The 18,403-nt window shown below is 68.6% G+C and carries 16 protein-coding genes; 10 read left to right on the top strand and 6 right to left on the bottom strand.

Translation table 11 applies throughout. From position 1 onward, the window contains the following. Positions 1-13 precede the first annotated feature (13 nt). From EVU97_RS06870 to EVU97_RS06860, 3 genes are all read right to left on the bottom strand, one after another. A complete protein-coding gene (locus tag EVU97_RS06870; RefSeq protein WP_129664554.1) occupies positions 14-1,894 on the bottom strand; it encodes a Na+/H+ antiporter in 1,881 nt (626 codons plus the stop codon). 74 nt (positions 1,895-1,968) lie between these two features. Beyond that, a complete protein-coding gene (locus EVU97_RS06865; protein ID WP_129664552.1) occupies positions 1,969-3,348 on the bottom strand; it encodes a carboxylate--amine ligase in 1,380 nt (459 codons plus the stop codon). A 154-nt stretch (positions 3,349-3,502) separates the two neighbouring features. After that, complete coding sequence (locus tag EVU97_RS06860; RefSeq protein WP_129664550.1) at positions 3,503-5,188, bottom strand: DUF885 domain-containing protein; 1,686 nt, start codon at positions 5,186-5,188, stop codon at positions 3,503-3,505. 59 nt (positions 5,189-5,247) lie between these two features. On the opposite strand from EVU97_RS06860, the gene EVU97_RS06855 reads away from it, so the two are divergent. Further along, positions 5,248-5,934: an MOSC domain-containing protein gene (locus tag EVU97_RS06855; RefSeq protein WP_052947024.1), complete on the top strand. Its 687-nt coding sequence runs from the start codon at positions 5,248-5,250 to the stop codon at positions 5,932-5,934. An 87-nt stretch (positions 5,935-6,021) separates the two neighbouring features. Here EVU97_RS06855 and EVU97_RS06850 read toward each other — a convergent pair whose 3' ends face one another. Further along, positions 6,022-6,297, bottom strand: a complete 276-nt coding sequence (locus EVU97_RS06850) for an acyl-CoA carboxylase epsilon subunit (RefSeq protein ID WP_082128814.1) — start codon at positions 6,295-6,297, stop codon at positions 6,022-6,024. Beyond that, positions 6,294-7,922: an acyl-CoA carboxylase subunit beta gene (locus tag EVU97_RS06845; RefSeq protein ID WP_047311871.1), complete on the bottom strand. Its 1,629-nt coding sequence runs from the start codon at positions 7,920-7,922 to the stop codon at positions 6,294-6,296. Before EVU97_RS06845 ends, EVU97_RS06850 begins: the two co-directional genes overlap by 4 nt. A 77-nt stretch (positions 7,923-7,999) precedes the next feature. Here EVU97_RS06845 and EVU97_RS06840 point away from each other — a divergent pair, with 77 nt between their 5' ends. From EVU97_RS06840 to EVU97_RS06815, 6 genes are all read left to right on the top strand, one after another. Next, entirely contained in the window at positions 8,000-8,812 is an 813-nt protein-coding gene (locus EVU97_RS06840) for a biotin--[acetyl-CoA-carboxylase] ligase (RefSeq protein ID WP_129664548.1), read from the top strand. Next, positions 8,812-9,813 carry an adenylate/guanylate cyclase domain-containing protein gene (locus EVU97_RS06835; protein ID WP_129664546.1) on the top strand — a complete coding sequence of 334 codons (1,002 nt, stop codon included), beginning with the start codon at positions 8,812-8,814 and terminating at the stop codon, positions 9,811-9,813. Before EVU97_RS06840 ends, EVU97_RS06835 begins: the two co-directional genes overlap by 1 nt. A gap of 89 nt (positions 9,814-9,902) precedes the next feature. Beyond that, positions 9,903-10,673, top strand: a complete 771-nt coding sequence (locus EVU97_RS06830; protein ID WP_052947026.1) for a winged helix-turn-helix domain-containing protein — start codon at positions 9,903-9,905, stop codon at positions 10,671-10,673. 38 nt (positions 10,674-10,711) lie between these two features. Beyond that, a complete protein-coding gene (locus EVU97_RS06825) occupies positions 10,712-11,908 on the top strand; it encodes a 5-(carboxyamino)imidazole ribonucleotide synthase (RefSeq protein ID WP_047311873.1) in 1,197 nt (398 codons plus the stop codon). A gap of 8 nt (positions 11,909-11,916) precedes the next feature. Continuing rightward, positions 11,917-12,444 (top strand): 5-(carboxyamino)imidazole ribonucleotide mutase, encoded by a 528-nt coding sequence (gene purE / locus EVU97_RS06820; protein WP_047312177.1) that lies wholly within the window; start codon positions 11,917-11,919, stop codon positions 12,442-12,444. A 137-nt stretch (positions 12,445-12,581) separates the two neighbouring features. After that, on the top strand, positions 12,582-13,751 hold the full coding sequence (locus EVU97_RS06815; RefSeq protein ID WP_129664544.1) for an acyl-CoA dehydrogenase family protein: 1,170 nt from the start codon (positions 12,582-12,584) through the stop codon (positions 13,749-13,751). Between the two features lie 123 nt (positions 13,752-13,874). Here EVU97_RS06815 and EVU97_RS06810 read toward each other — a convergent pair whose 3' ends face one another. After that, positions 13,875-15,434: an LCP family protein gene (locus tag EVU97_RS06810; RefSeq protein WP_240730151.1), complete on the bottom strand. Its 1,560-nt coding sequence runs from the start codon at positions 15,432-15,434 to the stop codon at positions 13,875-13,877. Between the two features lie 147 nt (positions 15,435-15,581). Here EVU97_RS06810 and EVU97_RS06805 point away from each other — a divergent pair, with 147 nt between their 5' ends. The 3 genes from EVU97_RS06805 to EVU97_RS06795 all read left to right on the top strand — a co-directional run bounded on the left by EVU97_RS06805 (position 15,582) and on the right by EVU97_RS06795 (position 18,379). Next, entirely contained in the window at positions 15,582-16,646 is a 1,065-nt protein-coding gene (locus EVU97_RS06805; protein WP_370448528.1) for a glycosyltransferase family 2 protein, read from the top strand. An 88-nt stretch (positions 16,647-16,734) separates the two neighbouring features. Continuing rightward, a complete protein-coding gene (locus tag EVU97_RS06800) occupies positions 16,735-17,601 on the top strand; it encodes an ABC transporter permease (protein ID WP_129664542.1) in 867 nt (288 codons plus the stop codon). Position 17,602: 1 nt separating this feature from the next. Next, positions 17,603-18,379 carry an ABC transporter ATP-binding protein gene (locus tag EVU97_RS06795; protein WP_129664540.1) on the top strand — a complete coding sequence of 259 codons (777 nt, stop codon included), beginning with the start codon at positions 17,603-17,605 and terminating at the stop codon, positions 18,377-18,379. Positions 18,380-18,403: the final 24 nt, after the last annotated feature.

Genomic DNA, 18,403 nt, shown 5'->3' with positions numbered 1-18,403 from the left:
CGGGCGGGCCGGCTCAGCCCGGGAGGCCGTCGACGAAGCACCAACGCCATGCCTCGCCGGGCTCGAACGAGCGCATGACGGGGTGGGCAGTGTCGCGGAAGTGAGCGCTCGCGTGTGCACCCGGGGATGAGTCGCAGCACCCGACGAACCCGCACGCGGTGCACATGCGCAGGTGCAGCCACTTCATGCCCTGCTCGAGGCATGTCTGACATCCCTCGTGGGACTGCGGCGCGGCGCTGGAGTCAGCGGCTTCGACGAGGTGCTCGCAGTCGCCTCGGCGGCCCTCCGGCGTGAGGAGGGGTCTGGTCTCCCCGAGAACAGCGTCGCGATCCTCGGCCGTGAGGATCATCGACTCCTCGATGTCGAGCTGGAAGAGGATGTTGTCGATGACCTCGTGATCGACGAGGCCGTGATCACGCATCTCGAGCACCTTGTTGCGCTCCGCGGCGAGCATCTGCTGACGGATCTCGCGGTACTGCTGCGTCGGGCCGAGAACATCGCTGCTGCCCAGGCGCTCCCACATGAGGTTGGCGCGGCGCATGCCCTGCTTCTCGAGCGACTTCATGATCGGCTCAGGGGTGTCGGCGAGCCGCGGATCCTCGAGTGCCTTGTGCATCGCCACCTCACCGGCGTCGATGGAGGCCTGGACGACCTGGGCCGCCGCGAGGGCGTCCTCGCGCGGATCGGGGGCGTGCAGCTTCATGGCCTTCGCCACCGTGCCGAGCGTGAAGCCCTGGAGGACGAGGGTGCCGATCGTCACGGTGAGCGCGATGAAGATGAGCGTCTCGCGATGCGGGGTGGCGCCCTCGGGGAGCAGGAACGCGGCGGCGAGCGTCACGACGCCGCGCATGCCGGCCCAACCGGCGACCGCACCCTCACGCAGGGAGAGGGGACGCGAATCCCATCTCGCCACGCGGCCCAGCCACGCCGCGAAGATGATGAAGACCGGCCGGATGAACATGACCGTCGCGAGAACGGTGAGCGCGTAGGCGCTCGTACGGGCCAGGCCGATGTCGGACTCGATGACGTCGGTGATGATCGTCGCCGCCTGCAGACCGATGAGCAGGAAGACCATGTTCTCGAGGATGAACTGCACCGAATCCCAGTTCATCCGCTCGGAGACGCGAGCCTGCGCCGTCTGGATGTAGGGCGCCTTGTAGCCCAGCAGGACGGCCATGACGACGACGGCGATGACGCCGGAGCTGTGGATCTCCTCGGCGGGCAGGAAGGCCACCCACGGCGAGATGAAGCTCAGCGCGACGCTCGTCGGGGTGTCCTTGACGTGCTTTTGGATGAACGCCATGGCGAGGAACGCGACGACGCCGATCGCGATGCCGCCCACCGTCGCGACGAGGAAGTCGACCCCGACGCTCAGCGGCGTGACGGACTGCTGCAGCGCGAGCGTGGCCGTGGACACGGTGACGAGGGCCGTCGCGTCGTTGAAGAGGGACTCACCCTCGAGGACGGCGACGAGCCTGCGTGGCAACCCGATGCGACGCGCGACGGCGGTGGCCGCGACGGCGTCCGGGGGAGCGACGACACCGCCCAGGGCCAGTGCCGCCGCGAAACCGATGGGCATGAGCCACCAGGAGACGAGTCCGACGACGATCGCGGTGAAGAGCACGAGCAGCACCGACAACTGGATGATCTGGTACACGTCGCGCCGCAGATCGACGAGCGAGATGCGCAGCGCCGTCGCGTACAGCAGCGGCGGCAGGAAACCGAGGAGAACGACCTCGGAGTCGAGGTGGACCTCGCCCACGCCGGGGGCGTAGGAGAGCGCGACCCCGACCGCCGTCAGCAGCAGAGGACCGGAGAGCCCGACCCGCCGGGCCACGAGGCTTCCGAGAATCGTCGTGGCGACGAGGAGGACGATGGGGAGGGCGACATGCACCCGGCCATTATGACGGCTGGACGCGACCCCTCCCGCCGGTGTCCAGCGGGGGAGTCACGCGCCGGTGCGGGCGGTCAGCCGCCGATGACGCGTGGCGCACCGCGGTAAGCACGGGCGTGGTGCCAGGCCGCGGCGTGTGCATACGCCTTGTGCTTCGGGTTGCGCTCGCCGCCGTACTTGAGCGGGTCGGCCCAGTGGCCGGCCTTGACGAGACGCTCGACGAGGCTGCGGTCGCTGCCCTCGGGCAGCAGGCGCTGCAGAGCACGCGGCGGAAGCACGGTGTAGACGAGTTCGTTCTCGAGTGCGGGTGCGGCCATCGGTCGGCCCTCGACGAGATCGGTCACGAGCTGCTCGGCGATGTTCGCGCCCGATCCCGTGGCGTAGTAACAGTTGCGTCCGTAGCGCGGGTTGACCTCGAAGAACTTGACCGAGCCGTCACGTGGATCTCGGATGGCGTCGAGGTTCGCGAAGCCGTAGTAGTCGGCCGTCTCGAGGATGCGAACGGAGGCGTCGACGACGTCGGGCATGTCCTGCACGACCTGGACGTCCGGGATTCCGAGGTACGCCGGACGCGGATCCTGCAGGAGCACCTTGGAGGTGCGCGCGAGCGTCACCTCACCGTTGCGTGCCCGATAGATCGTGACCGACAGGATGTCGTCACCGGGGATGCGATCCTGCGCCAGCATCTCGCCGGTGAAGCCGGCGGCGTGAAGCCGGTCGATGAGGTCCTCGAGGGCCGCGGAGTCGTCGATCTCGTAGAGCTTGCGCTTGCCCTGCATCGTCAGCTTGTTGTGCAGCGCGGAGTCAGCAGGCTTGACGATGATCGGGAACGGGAACGTCACCTCAGCCGCGCTGGGACGCCCCGCACCGAAGTCGAGCACAGCCGTGCCGGGGGTGAGGACGCCGGCCTCGGCGCAGACGGCGTTGAAGTGGTTCTTGTCCGAGATACGCACGAGCATCTCCGGGGACTCGTGCGGGACGACGACGTTCGCGCCGAGCGAGTCGCGCTGGGCGGAGAGCATTTGCACGTAGCTGTCGTTGTTCGTCAACGGGATGACGGTGAGGTTTGGGTGCGCTGCGGCCACACGAACGAGCTCGTCCATGACGAGCTGATGGTTCGTCAGAGCCTCGTGACCGAGCACCCGCACCTCGTGGAAGAGGCTCGAGTCACCGACAGCCGGGGTGTGGAGCGGCACGATGGCGACACTCGTCAGGTCGTAACGCTCGTGGAAGGCCCGCGCCAGCGCGTACCCCGAGAGCGTGAAGTCGAGCACCACCGGCAGGACGGGCGGTGTGCCACCTTCACCCGGGGTGCGTCCGCGCGCCGGGGCGACCTTCGCCGCAGCCGTCGAACTCACACGCTCTGCCATCGACATCGCCGAACGCAGACCATCCTTCACGAGGGAGGCGGGCGACGTCGACGAGGTCGAACCGGACGTGGGTGCAGGCGACATGCAGTCGTCCTCCTTGGCCGAATGGTGAGGGAAGCCGATTGACCGGCGCTTCTCGAGATCCGGTTCAGTTTACCCGCGACGCTCCGCTTGGTATCGAGGGCGCGCGGGCGTGCTGAGCTCCGGGCGACGGTTGACGCAGCCGTGCGAACGAGCCTCAGGCAGGGGGCAGGAGCGCATCGCGCAGGACATCGAGGCCGACACTTCCGACGTCGAGCGCGCGACGGTGGAAGGCCCTGAGGTCGAAGTCGGCTCCCTCGTGTTCGCGGGTCTTCTCGCGCAGGTCGAACCACAGGCGCTCGCCGACCTTGTACGACGGCGCCTGCCCCGGCCAACCGAGGTAACGGTCCAGTTCGAAGCGCAGGAAGCCCTCGGCCATGTCCGCGTGGGCACTGAGGAAACTCCATGCCTTGTCGTAGGTCCACTCGCCGCCGCCGACCTCGGCCGGCGCCTCGAAACCGCAGTGCACACCGATGTCGAGCACGACGCGGGCCGCGCGCAACGACTGCCCGTCGAGCATGCCGAGACGGTTGCCGTCGTCGTCGAGGTAGCCGAGCTCGGCCATGAGGCGTTCGGCGTACAGCGCCCAGCCCTCGCCGTGCCCGGACGTCCAGGCGCCAAGGCGCCGCCAGCGGTTGAGCAGCCCCGAGCGGTACATCGTCTGCCCGATCTGCAGGTGATGGCCGGGTACGCCCTCGTGGTAGACCGTCGTCAGTTCGCGCCACGTGCCGAACTTCTCGACGTCTCGCGGTACCGCCCACCACATGCGGCCGGGGCGCGAGAAGTCCGCACTCGGACCCGTGTAGTAGATGCCGCCCGAGTTCGTCGGCGCGATCATGCATTCGATGCGGCGCACCGGATCCGGCACGTCGAAGTGGGTGTCGGCGAGGGCGGTGACGGCCTCGTCGGCCTTCTGCTGCATCCACTCCTGCAGCGCGTCGGTACCGTGCAGCGTGTAGGCGGCACTCTCGTCGAGCGACGCGATGGCGCCCTTGACGCCGGCCCCCGGGGCGACGCGCTCTGCGACCTCCTTCATCTCCGCCGTGATGCGCGCCAGTTCCTCCTGGCCCCAGCGGTAGGTCTCTTCGAGGTCGATGCGCGCACCGAGGAACTGCCGGCTGTGCAGCGCGTATCGCTCGGCGCCGACGGCGTCGGCCTCCCGAGCGTCGACGAGCACCTCCTCGCGCAGCTTCTCGGCCGTCTCCTCATAAGCCCGGGCGGCCTCGTCGATAGCGTGACGCAGCTCGTCGGCGAGTGCCTCGTCCTCGGTTCCGTCGACGGCCTGCTGTGTCAGCGCGTGGAAGTAGCCCTCGGAGCTGATGTGGTCAGCGCACTGCTCGATGCAGCGCTCCACCTGACGGCGCGCGGGGCGGTTGCCGGCGTCCGCTGCGACGCGCAGCGACTGCAGCCACCCGGTGAGGGCCTCCGGCACCGCGCGCATGCGCGTGGCGATGACGGCCCAGTCCTCGTCAGTGTCGGTGGGCATGAGGTCGAACACGTCGCGAACGTTCTGCAGGGGCGAGGCGATGACGTTGAGGTCGGCCAGGTCGTACCCGGCCTCGTGGATCTCCTCGGCGAGCTCGAGCCGCTCCGTCATGGCGGCAATCGTGACCTCGTCGACGTCGTCCTCGGCCGTGACCGTGCGCAGCGCGGACAGCGTCGTGCGACGCAGTTCGCTGATGCGCTCATAGCCCTCGGGGGAGAAGTCGTCGAGCATTTCGTCCTGGCCCGGAACGCCCAAGCTGGTGGCTTCGATGGGAGAGAGCTCCACCGCGGAATCGAAGTACGAGTCGGCCAGTTCGTCGACACGGGTCGTGGCGCGAGGGGACGCGGAGGTGTTCATGCCACGACTGTAGGCGAGAGGTTCGACTTGGGCCCGATCGCCTTCGGTAGTCTCGCGCCATGGCTGATGACGGGGTGCGTGAAACCTCAGCGGCGGGGCCGAACGTGCTCTCGGTGAACGTGGGGCGCCCGGAGGAGTGGGATCCGAAGCAGCACCGGACGGGCATCCACAAACAGCCCGTCGGGTACCTCGAGGTGAGCGACCCCGGCCCGCGCGAGGGCGGCGGGCGCAGTGGTGTCGCGGGCGATTTCGTCGGCGACGAGAAGCATCACGGAGGCAGCGACAAGGCCGTCTATCTCGTCGCACGTGAGGAACTCGACCACTGGGAGCGCGAACTCGGCCGCTCCCTACCGAACGCCTCCTTCGGTGAGAACGTCACCACCTCGGGCATCGACCTCGACGGGGCCCTCGTGGGCACGCGCTGGCGCGTCGGCACCGCAGTGCTCGAGGCGAGCCTGCCGCGTATTCCGTGCCGCACGTTCGCCTGGGCCATGGACGTTCCGGGGTGGCTCAAGCGCTTCACCCAGCGCGGGCGGGCGGGGACGTACGCGCGCGTCGTCGAACCCGGGCGCATCAGCGCCGGCGACGACATCGTCGAGGTGTACCGGCCTGCCCACGGCATCACGGTGGCCGACGTGTTCAGCGCCCGCACCACCGGTGGGCGAGACGTCCTTGCGCGGGTCGTCGAAGCCGGTGTTCTTCCGAGCGTCCATCAGCGTGACTACGAGGCCCGCCTGCGTAAGTGACGGTCCGCTCGACGCTCGTCCGGGCCGACGCCAAGGGGGGCTGTCACCGGCCTCGGTGACAGCACCCTTGGCACTGTTGACGTGCGCTCAGCGCGGCAGCGTCGATTCGGCCCAACTGCGCGGACGGCCGTGACGCACGTGCGCCGGGCGACCCCAGTAGGCGACCTCGCGGGGTGGTTCGACGGAGTCTGCCGCAGCCGCGGCGCGAGCGGTGAGCACCGCGACGACGGCGGCCAACTCCTCATCCGTCGGTGCACCCGAGACGACGCGGATCGTCGGCGCGGCAGCAAGGGTTGCGTCCGGGGTTTCGGAGGCAGGAGCCTCGTCGGTGCCCGGCGTGGGTTCGGTGTTCTCGGCGCTCACAGCGGGATGTTCCCGTGCTTCTTGGGCGGCAGCTCCTCGCGCTTGTGGCGCAGGGCGCGGAGCGCCTTCGTCACCTGGACGCGCGTCTCGTGCGGCGGGATGACGGCATCGACGTACCCGCGGTCGGCCGAGATGTAGGGGTTGGCCAGGGTGTCCTCGTACTCGGTGATGAGCTCGGCGCGGCGTGCCTCGACGTCCTCGCTCGACCCCTTCTCCGCGACCTTCGCCAGCTCCTTGCGGTACAGGATGTTCGCCGCGCCCTGGGCGCCCATGACGGCGATCTGAGCCGTGGGCCACGCGAGGTTGATGTCGGCACCGAGGTGCTTGGACCCCATGACGTCGTACGCACCGCCGTACGCCTTGCGCGTGATGACGGTGACGAGCGGCACCGTCGCCTCCGCGTAGGCGTAGAGCAGCTTCGCGCCGCGACGGATGATGCCGCCCCACTCCTGGTCCGTGCCGGGCAGGAAGCCGGGCACGTCGACGAGCGTGACGATCGGGATGTTGAACGAGTCGCAGAAGCGGATGAAGCGCGCGGCCTTCTCGCTCGCGTTGATGTCGAGCGTGCCGGCGAGCTGGGCCGGCTGGTTGGCGACGATGCCGACGCTGTGGCCCTCGACGCGGGCGAGGCCGCAGATGATGTTCGGCGCGAACAGCGGCTGCACCTCGAGGAAGTCGGGGCCGTCACCGGCGTCGTCGACGATGTGCGCGATGACGTCGTTCATGTCGTACGCGAGGTTGGCCGAGTCGGGCACGAGCGTGTCCATCGCGCGGTCGTCGTCGTTGATCTCGAGGTCGGCCTCGGCGTCGAACGTGGGCGCCGCGTCCATGTTGTTGCTCGGCAGGTAGGACAGCATCGACTTCACGTACTCGATGGCGTCATCCTCGTCGGTGGCCATGTAGTGCGAGACACCCGAGCGCGAGTTGTGGGTGTGCGCGCCGCCGAGCTCCTCGAAGCCGACGTCCTCACCGGTGACCGTCTTGATGACGTCCGGGCCGGTGATGAACATGTGTGAGGTCTGGTCGACCATGACGGTGAAGTCGGTGATGGCGGGGGAGTAGACCGCGCCGCCGGCGCACGGGCCCATGACGAGCGAGATCTGCGGGATGACACCGCTGGCGTGGACGTTGCGCCGGAAGATCTCGGCGTACATGCCGAGGGCGACGACACCCTCCTGGATGCGCGCGCCGCCGGAGTCGTTGATGCCGATGACGGGCGCACCCAGCTTCATCGCGAGGTCCATCACCTTGCAGATCTTCTCGCCGAAGACTTCGCCGAGGGAGCCGCCGAAGACGGTGAAGTCCTGGCTGAAGACGCAGACCGTACGGCCGTCGACGGTGCCGTACCCGGTGACGACGCCGTCACCGTAGGGGCGCGACTTGTCCTGACCGAACTGCGTCGAGCGGTGACGGGCGAGGGCGTCGAGTTCGACGAACGATCCCTCGTCGAGCAGCCGCTCCACGCGCTCACGCGCGGTGAGCTTTCCCTTGGCGTGCTGCTTCTCCACGGCGCGAGCAGAACCGGCGTGAACCGCCTCTTCCGTTCGGTTGGCCAGGTCCTGCAGACGGCCGGCCGTGGTGTGCAGGTCGATCGAGGTGTCCGGGGGCACGTCTTCCAAGGTCATGGGCCACACCCTAACCTGGGGTCGTGACCTCGGAAGTGAACTTGTCAGTAGGCTTTTCACCCCGCCTGGCGCGGAATTTGAGTCGTGCGGGGTGGGTCGTCGAGCTGCTCGACGAGGTCGACTCGACGAACGCCCGAGCCATGGGGAAGCCCCAGCCCTGGGCCCTCGTCGCGGCCCATCTGCAGACCTCCGGCCGGGGCCGTCTGACCCGTTCGTGGCAGGCGCCGGCGGGTTCCGCCGTCACGATGTCGATGACGCTGCCGCTCCCTGCCGACGGCGCCACCTGGGGGTGGGCTCCTTTGTTCGTCGGTGACGCCGTGCGCGGGGCCCTCGTCGACGTCCTGGGGGACAAGGGCGTCGGGCGAGTCGGAACGAAGTGGCCCAACGACCTGCTCGTGCGCGACCCCGACGGCACCTGGCGCAAAGTCGGCGGCATTCTGTGTCAGATGACGCGTTCGGCGGACGGTACACCGCTCGTCGTCGCGGGCGTCGGACTCAACGTCAGCCAGGAGCGTGAGGAACTGCCCGTCGAGACGGCTACGTCGCTGCGCTGTGCCGGGTACGACATCGGGCGCGAAGCCGTCATCGAGGCCGTGGCCGCCCACGTCATGGCGTCGGCTGTGACGTGGGGGAGGGCTTCTGGCCACGAAGTCGCCGCGCTGCGGAAGCGGATGCGGGATCACTGCCTCACCATCGGTGCCGACGTCGACATCCACACCCCCGACGGGGCGGTGCATCGCCGGTGCGCCACCGGCATCGACGACGAGGGCCGGCTCGAGGCCGTGCCGCTCGGCGAGCAGGCCGACTCGCCGAATAGGATGGCGTACTCGGTGGCCGACATCGTCCATGCGCGGCTGCACCGCAGCGACGATCTGAGAACGGGCCAGTGATGAGCGAGATCCCCCACCAGTTCACCGCCGATGACTCGACGTTCATCGACGGTATCGAGCGCATCCTCATGGGGAGCTCGCGTCGTTACCGACGTCGTGAACTCTCCGAACACGCGGGCGTCGACCCCGAGGAGACACGCCGCGTCTGGCGCGCGCTCGGCTTCGTCAACTCCCGCGAGGGTGACGTGGCCTTCAGCGACACCGACCTTCGCGCCTTGCGCGCCGCAATGTCCGTGACGGCGACGCACGACCTCGATGTCGACACGCTGCTCGGCTTGGCGCGGGCCCTCGGCCGCACGACCGATCGCCTCGCGATGTGGCAGACGCAGCTCGTCGCCGACATGATCTCCCAGCGTCAGGACGCCCCACCGGAGGGCAAGGAGCTGGCCAAGGCGACCGCGCGCACGATGGCCGACATCGCCGACGACCTCGAACCGATCATGAACTACGTGTGGCGGCGCAACCTCTCGGTGGCGCTGTCGCGACTGCTGGCCGACGCGCAGCCCGAGAGTCACCTCGGCGTCGTGCGCACCGTCGGGTTCGCGGACCTCGTGTCCTTCACCCGCTTGGCTCGCAGCCTGAGCGAGAGCGACCTCGCGGCCCTCGTGACGCGGTTCGAGGCCATGGCCTCCGATATCGTGAGCGAGCACTCCGGCGCCGTCGTCAAGATGGTCGGCGACGAGGTGCTCTTCTCGCACCAGGATCCGGCAGGTGCGTCCCGCATCGCCCGGGCGCTCAAGGAAGCCTCGGAAACCGACGACGTCATCCCGCGCATGCGCGTCGGCCTGTCGACCGGGCGCGTGCTCGCGCGCCTCGGCGACATCTACGGCACGACGGTCAACCGCGCCGCTCGCCTGACCAACGCCGCGGAGGCGGGGCAGATTCTCATCGACGAAACCACGGCGGACGCGTTGCGTCACGACCCCCAGTCGACGCTTCGGGCGCACGAGGCGCTCGACCTCTCAGGGATCGGAACGTCGCCGTCATGGGTACTCCTGTAGCGCACAACTGAACGGGGCGCTTGGTTGTTGAGAAATCAACCGGTTTCTTTCACCCCGCTACGCCGAAAAGGTCCATATTCTCGGTCGACATGACCGATGTTCTCCTCGCGCGCGGCGGATTTGGCGACGACACGACGCTGTTACGGCTCCACCAGGCCGCCGACCTGTCGGTTCGGACGGTCGCCGGTTCGCTCGTCGACATCTGCTCCGACCACGTGGCGCCCACGCACCGCAGTGCTCCCGCGTGTGTGCTCTTCGCCGCAGGCCGCGCCGGTGAGCCCCTCGATGCCGACGTCCTCGAGGCTCTCTGCCGTCTCACCGAGCGGCACCCGAAGACGGCCTTCGTTGCCGCCGTCGCGTTCGGTGACGCTACGGCGCAACGCTCCGGTGTCGTGGCACAACTCCTGCTCGCGGGAGCCGACGACGTCGTCCTGCTCGACGGTGACCCAGCCGAACTCGGGGCACGAGTTGCCGCGCGGGTACGCCGTGTCACGCGTGAACGGGGCGAAGCGCTCACCGCCTCCTCGCGTCCGTGGGTCGACGTGCGGCGTCGGGAGGTCGTCGGAGGTCGCGGCCGCGTCGAGCTCACGGCCAAGGAGGCCATGGTCCTCGAGATGCTGACAGCGTCCGACGGCGTGGTCCTGCGCGACGACATCGGGGCGGCGCTGTGGACCGGGCACTGGAGCGGTACGCCGAAGGCCATCGACATGCACGTGGCAAACCTGCGCCGCAAGTTGCCGCAGGTATGTGGTGAGGCCTGGCGCATCGAGACCGTCAGGGGTGCGGGCTTCGTCCTGGCGCCCGGCGATGCCGACGCCGACCACGGCGGTGGCGCGACGGTGTGGTCCGTGACGGGCTGAAGGCTGATTCCTGCGAGCCGCCACGTACCCTTGGGGCCGTGACGCGCTCCAAGACCCAAGCCCCCACCGCGCCCGGCGGATTCCCCGTCGTCGGCATCATCGGAGCGGGCCAGTTGGCCCGCATGTGCACCGCTCCGGCGGTCGAGCTGGCCCTGACGCTCTCGATTTTCGCCGAGTCCGAGGACGCGGCCGCAGCCCTCGTCGTGCCGCACTCGCCGGTCGGCGACTACACCGACCCCGAGGCCGTGCGCGAGTGGGCCCGGGGCTGCGACGTCGTCACGTTCGATCACGAACACGTGCCGGCCGACGTCCTCTCGGCCCTCGAGGCGGACGGTGTGCCGATGCACCCCAAGCCCAGCGCCCTGCGCTTCGCCCAGGACAAGCTCGCGATGCGCGAGCGGCTCGAAGGTCTCGGCGTGCCGTGCCCGGCTTGGCGCGCGGTCGTCGACGTCGACGAGCTGGCAGCCTTCGGTGACGAGCACGGCTGGCCGGTCGTGCTCAAGACGCCGACGGGCGGCTACGACGGCAAGGGCGTTCGCGTCGTGAAAGCGGCCGAGGACGCCGCGGATTGGTTCGCCAAGGCCGAAGGCGCTCCGCTGCTCGTCGAGGAGGCCGTCGACTTCACCCGCGAACTGTCGGTCATGATCGGTCGCAGCCCCAGCGGCCAGGTGGCGGTTTGGCCCGTCGTCGAGACCGTGCAGACCGACGGCATCTGCACCGAGGTGCTGGCCCCCGCACCGAACCTCGACGACGCACTCGCCGGCCGCATCGCCGAAGCCGCGGTGACGATCGCCCGGGAGCTCGACGTCACCGGTGTCATGGCCGTCGAACTCTTCGAACGTGTCGCCGAGAACGGTTCGGGTCAGAGCGATTTCGTCGTCAACGAGCTGGCGATGCGTCCGCACAACTCGGGCCACTGGTCGATGGACGGTGCCGTCACCGGTCAGTTCGAACAGCACCTGCGCGCCGTGCTCGACCTGCCGCTCGGCGACGTCACCGCGCGGGCTCCGTGGACCGTCATGGGCAACGTTCTAGGCGGCTCCTACGAGGAGCTGTACCCCACGTACAAGCACCTCATGGCGCGCGACCCCGCACTCAAGATCCACCTGTACGGCAAGGGCGTGCGCCCCGGCCGCAAGATCGGGCACGTCAACGTCAGCGGCACCGATCTCGTCGGCCTGCGCGGGCGCGCCCGTCACGCATGCGACTACCTCGAGGGAGTGGTGACGGAATGAGCAACGACATGGACACGAAGCAGCCCGTCGTCGGGCTGGTCATGGGCAGCAACTCGGACTGGCCGACGATGTCGGCCGCCGCCGACGTGCTCGACGAATTCGGCATCGCCTACGAGGCCGACGTCGTCTCGGCGCACCGGATGGCCCACGAGATGGTGGAGTACGGCGCGAGCGCTGCGAAGCGCGGGCTCAAGGTCGTCATCGCCGGAGCCGGGGGAGCGGCGCACCTTCCGGGCATGCTGGCGTCGGTCACGACGCTGCCCGTCATCGGTGTTCCGGTGCCGCTGAAGTACCTCGACGGCATGGATTCACTGCTGTCCATCGTCCAGATGCCCGGCGGCGTGCCCGTGGCGACCGTGTCGATCGGCGGCGCCCGCAACGCCGGCCTGCTCGCCGTACGCATCCTCGCCTCCGGCGACGGGGAGGAAGCAACGCGCCTCGCGGAGGCGATGGAGCGTTTCCAGGTCAGCCTGCGCGACGAGGCCCACGCCAAGGGCGAGGCGCTGCGCGAGGACGTCGCCCGCCGTCAGGGCTGACGCTCAAAGGACGCCGGCAGCAGGGCAAGCGCCGCCCGCCTCGAGAATTCGCCTCGAGAACCCGAGTCCGCTCCCTTCGCCGCGGTAACTTCCGGCCGGGCCCACCTCGACGGCGTACCGACGCGTAGCATGCGGCTATGGCTGGTAACCCTGACTTCGACCTGTACACGATCTCCGAGGAGCACGAGGCTCTTCGTGAGGCGATCCGCCCGGTGTGCGAGAACAAGATCGCTCCGCACGCCGCCGACGTCGACGAGGAATCCCGTTTCCCGAGCGAGGCCCTCGACGCCCTCGTCGAGGCCGGTCTGGCCGCCCCGCACGTCCCCGAGGAGTACGGCGGCGCCGGCATCGACGCGCTCGGTACGTGCATCGTCATCGAGGAAGTGGCGCGCGTGTGCGCGAGCTCCTCGCTCATCCCCGCCGTGAACAAGCTCGGCTCACTGCCCGTCATCCTCGGCGGCGGCGAGGAGATCAAGAAGAAGTACCTGCCGCAGCTCGGCGCCGGCGAGGCGATGTTCTCCTACGGCCTGTCCGAGCGCGAGGCCGGCTCGGACACCGCGTCCATGCGTACCAAGGCCAAGAAGGACGGCGACAGCTACGTCCTCACGGGTCAGAAGTCGTGGATCACGAACGCCGGCGAGTCGGAGTTCTACACGGTTCTCGCCGTCACCGACCCCGACGGCGAGCGCGGCCGCAACATCTCGGCGTTCGTCGTCGAGAAGGGTGACGAGGGCTTCGACTTCGGCGAGAAGGAGCGCAAGCTCGGCATCAAGGGTTCGCCCACGCGTGAGCTCCACTTCGACAACTGCCGTATTCCCGCTGACCGCCTCATCGGCGCGGAGGGTGAGGGCCTCAAGATCGCCCTGCGCACGCTCGACCACACGCGCGTCACGATCGGGGCCCAGGCTGTCGGTATCGCCCAGGGCGCACTCGACTTCGCCGTCGGCTACGTCAAGGAGCGCAAGCAGTTCGGCAAGGCCATCGCCGACAACCAGGCGATCCAGTTCATGCTCGCCGACATGGCGATGAAGGTGGAGACGGCGCGTCAGATGGTCTACGTGGCCGCTGCCAAGTCCGAGCGCGAGGACAAGGACCTCACGTTCTTCGGCGCGGCAGCCAAGTGCTATGCCTCCGACATCGCGATGGAGGTCACGACCGACGCCGTCCAGCTGCTCGGCGGCGCCGGCTACGTGCGCGACTTCCCGGTCGAGCGCATGATGCGCGACGCCAAGATCACGCAGATCTACGAGGGCACCAACCAGATCCAGCGCCTCGTCATGGGGCGTCAGGTGCTCAAGGGCTACTGAGGTTCGAGCACACGAGAAAGGGCCCCGGCGTCATGCCGGGGCCCTTCGCCGTGTCCACGGGCAGGGCCGGGACGTCAGCTGCGGTGAGTGCGCTCGGGCACCTCGTCGCCGACCTGTTGTGGATCAGTTGGCCGCCGCGGGCGTCTTGACGACGAACTTCGATGTGTCGCCGTTCTCGCGGATCGCCTTGAACAGCTCCCGGGACTTTTGCTGATCCCACTCGACAGCCTCACCGACGGCAGTCGGCAGCGCGTTGTTGCTGATGGGCACGACCACCGAGTTCCCGCCGTCACCGGAGAGCTTCTTGAGCGTCAGCATGACGCGGGCCGCCGTGATCATCCCCATGTCCTTGTCGACGGCGAGCCCCTGCGCACTGGACTCTCCGAGACCCTTGAGGCGCCACGGCACGAGGATGTTCGCCGGCGAGGAAACCTTGCCCATGAGGGCCCCGAGGAACTGACGCTGACGCTTCGCGCGCCCGATGTCGCCCTCGGGGTCGGAGTAACGGGCTCGGACGTAACCGAGCGCCGTCGCGCCGTCCATGTCCTGGCAGCCCTTCTTGAGGTTGATGTGTGCCTTCGGGTCGTCCATGTCGTTCTTGACGCAGATGTTGACGCCACCGACGGTGTCGACGACCGACGCGAAGCCGCCGAAGCCGATCTCCATGTAGTTGTCGATGTGGATGCCCGTGTTCTGCTCGATCGTCTTGACGAGCAGCGGCGCGTCACCGAAGGAGAACGCCGCGTTGATCTTGTTCTTGCCGTAGCCGGGGATGTCGACGTAGCTGTCCCGGGGGATCGACATGAGGGTCGGCTTGTCGCCGCCCATGTGCAACACCATGATCGAGTCCGTGCGCTTGCCCTCGGCGGTGCCGGTGCCGAGCTTCTTGCGCTGCTCCGGCGTCAGACCTGTGCGGGCGTCGGAACCGACGAGCAGGATGTTCTTGCCCTTGCCGTCTTCCGCGAGATGCTGCGCGGGGACGGCGTCGAGCTTCTTCACCTTGCTCCAGGCCGAGTTGCCGGCCCAGACGAGAGTGCCGACCCAGAGGATGAGCAGGGCCAGGACACCGGCGAGAATCTTCTTCCCCCGACGCCGCGGGCGGTGCGGGGGCTGCCCTGAGCCGTCACCGTCGAACCGGTCACCCGGGCGCGGGCCGCGGGGCGGACGCCCGCCGTTGCCGTCGTGGGCGTCGAAACCGTCTCGCCCGGCGTCAGCGCCGTACCCACCCGCGGCGCCGGCGGACGCGTAGGCCGCGTCCGTGGAGCGGCCCCGGACGGGCCGCTCGGGGCGTCCCGAGGTGGGCATGACGCGTGTGCTGTCGTCACGCGGCGCGGCAGCCGTAGGTCGCGCCCCGTCCTGCGGTCGCTGAGGACGCCCGCCTTGCGGCGCGCCCTGGAGCGGACGAGACGTCCGACCGTCGCGCGGGGCGTCCGGAGGGACCTCGCCCTGCTGACGACGCTTGCCCTGGCGGGGAGCGTCCCCCTCGCCTCGAACCGGAATGGCCTGCGCGCTGCCCTCGTCGGGGCGGCGAGGACGCTGGGGCAGGGCCCGGCGGTTTCCCTTGGAGCGGCGGGTGTCGATGACGAACGCGTCATCGTCCGCGGGCACTCCGGACGGCCCGGCGCCACGGTCCTCGGGACGCGGCGTGCCGGACGGGCGGCGAGGGTCATTCGGGTGAGGCACCCTCCGAGGGTAGGGGGTCGCTTCCGGGATTGGGCTGACATCGCATTCGCGCGGCGTGTTAGCACGAGCGTCATGGAAGGGGCGTCGGCGTGACGCGCGTGAGGTGTCTTCTGCGCGCGGGTAGGCTGGGGCGACGTTCACGAGCCCATGACTTCAGGAGCGATCATCACCGTGACGAGCGAGCCCGTGACGAGCGCCCCGACGCCGCCGGTCGACCCGAGCATGCGCCGCGGAATCTCGGTGTTCATGCCGATCCTCAACGAGGAGAAGCACCTCGAGGAAGCCGTCACCGCGATCCTGGCCCAACGCTACGACGGCCCCGTCGAGGTCGTGCTCGCCATCGGCCCCTGCACCGACCGCACCTGGGACGTGGCCCGTGCGCTCGCCGAACGTGACGAACGCATCACTCTCGTCGAGAACCCGACCGGACGAACCCCCGACGGACTCAACGCTGCCCTGGCCGCAACCCACCACGACGTCCTGGTCCGCGTGGACGGGCACGGCATCCTCTCGCCGGGGTACTTCGCCACCGTCGAGCGTCTTCTGCGCGAGACCGGCGCGGCCAACGTCGGCGGCATCATGGACGCCGAGGGCACGACGCCCTTCGAGGAGGCCGTCGAGTGCGCCATGAAGTCCAAGATCGGCGTCGGTGGAGTGAAGTTCAAGCAGGGCGGGGAGGCCGGCCCGGTCGAGAGCGTCTACCTCGGCAACTTCGCGCGGGAGTGGATCGAGAAGGTCGGCATGTACGACCCGCGCTACACCCGCGCCCAGGATTGGGAACTCAACTTTCGGATCCGCAAGGGCGGCGGAACGGTGTGGTTCACCCCCGACCTGCGCGTCACCTACCGCCCGCGCGCCACGCTCAAGGCGCTCGCCAAGCAGTACTTCGAATACGGCACCTGGCGGCGGGTCGTGGCTCGTCAACACAAGGGTTCGATCAACCTGCGCTATCTCGCCCCGCCGGTCGCCGTCGCGGGTGTCGTGGCGGGCAGCCTGATCGGTCTGAAGTGGCGGCCCGCGCTCGCTGCGCCGCTCGGTTACGCGGCCCTGGTCACAGCAGGCGGTGTCCGTGCGGCCTCGGGACGTTCGCCGCAGGTCATCGTCCGGATGCCTTTCGTCCTCGCCACGATGCACATGGCCTGGGGCACTGGGTTCATCACCTCGAACGTCGAGCTCGAAGCGGCCGAACCAGGCGAAGCGCCGCGAGCCTGACGGAACTCCCAGGATGTGCTCGCTAGGCTGAGGTGCCGCGTAGCGCGCGGCAAGGTTCGCGGGCGAACGCAGGAGCACGAAGGAAACCATGAACTCACACAACCGTCTTGCGCGGATCTGGGCGCATCGAGCCACGCTCGACACGCTCGTCCGACGTGATCTTCGCGTGCGGTACGCGCGTTCCGTGCTCGGCTATCTGTGGACGCTCATCGATCCGCTGGCCATGGCGCTCGTCTACGCGTTCGTCTTCGGCTTCATCTACGGCGGCCACGGCAAGCCCGGTCTGTCCTCGTCGTCCGACCAGAAGTGGGCGAGCACCGACGGTGTTCCGATCGTGCTGTTCCTCGTCGCGGGTCTGCTCGCCTACAACTGGTTCAGCAACGTGATCAACGAGAGTTCGCGCGCGCTCTACGCCGAACGCCTCCTCGTGCGCTCGACCAACCTGCCCCGCGAGCTGTGGGTCATGCGCGTCGTCACCTCGAAGGGCATCGAGCATCTGCTCTCCCTGCCGATCCTGTTGGGCTTCCTGGTCTTCTACATGCTCCGGGGGGAGGTGAGCCTGAGTTGGGAACTCGTGTTCTGGATCCCTGCCCTCATCGTCCAGTTCATCCTGCTCACGGGTATCGGCCTCGTCATGGCGCCCGTGACCGCGCTCGTCGACGACTTCGCCCGCATTACGCGCATCGGCCTGCGCGTGCTGTTCTACGTCACCCCGATCGTCTACTCGCTGCACTTCCTCGAGGCGAAGCTGCCGGCGGAGTGGACCTGGGCCAAGTTCCTCATTCAGCTCAACCCGCTCACGGGCATCACCGACATGTACCGCGCCGGGTTCATCAGTCAGTACGGCCCGGACTGGCACGCCTGGATCTATGCCCTCATCGTCTCGCTGGCGTGGCTCGCATTCGGCTCCTGGGTGTTCCGCAAGCTCGAACCGGCGATCCTCAAGGAGATCTGACATGGCACTGGAGTGGAACACCCCCGAGGGCGAGCCGGTCATCCAGGTCCACGACCTCGGCATCGAGTTCCTCAAGGGTCGCAAGCGCAACCTGTCGTTGCGCGAACTCGTCTACCGCCGACAGACCACGTACGCGAAGGAGACCTTCTGGGCCCTGCGCAACGTCTCGTTCGACGTGGGCAGGGCCGAGGCGGTCGGTCTCGTCGGAGCGAACGGTGGCGGCAAGTCCACCCTGCTCAAGATGATCGCGGGAACGCTCCTGCCGGACGAGGGCTACGCGAAGGTCACCGAGGGCGTCGCCCCGATGATCGAGCTCACCGGCGGGTTCATCGGAGAACTGTCGGCACGCGAGAACATCTACCTCATGGCCGGCCTGCACGGCATGAGGAAGGAAACGGTCGACGAACGCTTCGACGAGATCGTGAAGTTCGCCGGTCCGCAGGTCACGCGGGGGCTCGACCTGCCCTTCCGACACTTCAGCTCCGGCATGCAGGTGAGGCTGGGCTTCTCCGTCATCACTCAGCTCGACGAGCCGATCATCCTCGTCGACGAGGTGCTCGCCGTCGGTGACCGAGCCTTCCGAGAACAGTGCTACACGCGGATGGAGGAGCTGCTCGCCGAGGGGCGGAGCATGTTCCTCGTGAGTCACTCCGAGGGCGACCTCAAGCGTTTCTGCACCCGAGGGCTCTATCTGTCCGGCGGCACGCTGGTCGACGACGGTCCGATGAAGGACGTGCTCGCGCACTACAACAAGGATCTCGACGCAGGCATCTCCTGAGGCTGCGAGCCCCCAGAAGGCCGA

The organism is Dermacoccus sp. 147Ba (genome assembly GCF_004151355.1).
GTDB lineage: Bacteria > Actinomycetota > Actinomycetes > Actinomycetales > Dermatophilaceae > Dermacoccus > Dermacoccus abyssi.
Note: the sequence above shows the minus strand (reverse complement) of the source record. Positions and strands in the feature narration are given on the sequence as shown.

What these genes read in the sequence shown, in the direction of transcription:
- EVU97_RS06865 (WP_129664552.1), bottom strand. Translation starts at nt 3,348, where the DNA reads ATGTCGCCTGCACCCACGTCCGGTTCGACCTCGTCGACGTCGCCCGCC.
- EVU97_RS06860 (WP_129664550.1), bottom strand. Translation starts at nt 5,188, where the DNA reads ATGAACACCTCCGCGTCCCCTCGCGCCACGACCCGTGTCGACGAACTG.
- EVU97_RS06855 (WP_052947024.1), top strand. Translation starts at nt 5,248, where the DNA reads ATGGCTGATGACGGGGTGCGTGAAACCTCAGCGGCGGGGCCGAACGTG.
- EVU97_RS06845 (WP_047311871.1), bottom strand. Translation starts at nt 7,922, where the DNA reads ATGACCTTGGAAGACGTGCCCCCGGACACCTCGATCGACCTGCACACC.
- EVU97_RS06835 (WP_129664546.1), top strand. Translation starts at nt 8,812, where the DNA reads ATGAGCGAGATCCCCCACCAGTTCACCGCCGATGACTCGACGTTCATC.
- EVU97_RS06830 (WP_052947026.1), top strand. Translation starts at nt 9,903, where the DNA reads ATGACCGATGTTCTCCTCGCGCGCGGCGGATTTGGCGACGACACGACG.
- purE (WP_047312177.1), top strand. Translation starts at nt 11,917, where the DNA reads ATGGACACGAAGCAGCCCGTCGTCGGGCTGGTCATGGGCAGCAACTCG.
- EVU97_RS06815 (WP_129664544.1), top strand. Translation starts at nt 12,582, where the DNA reads ATGGCTGGTAACCCTGACTTCGACCTGTACACGATCTCCGAGGAGCAC.
- EVU97_RS06805 (WP_370448528.1), top strand. Translation starts at nt 15,582, where the DNA reads ATGACTTCAGGAGCGATCATCACCGTGACGAGCGAGCCCGTGACGAGC.
- EVU97_RS06800 (WP_129664542.1), top strand. Translation starts at nt 16,735, where the DNA reads ATGAACTCACACAACCGTCTTGCGCGGATCTGGGCGCATCGAGCCACG.
- EVU97_RS06795 (WP_129664540.1), top strand. Translation starts at nt 17,603, where the DNA reads ATGGCACTGGAGTGGAACACCCCCGAGGGCGAGCCGGTCATCCAGGTC.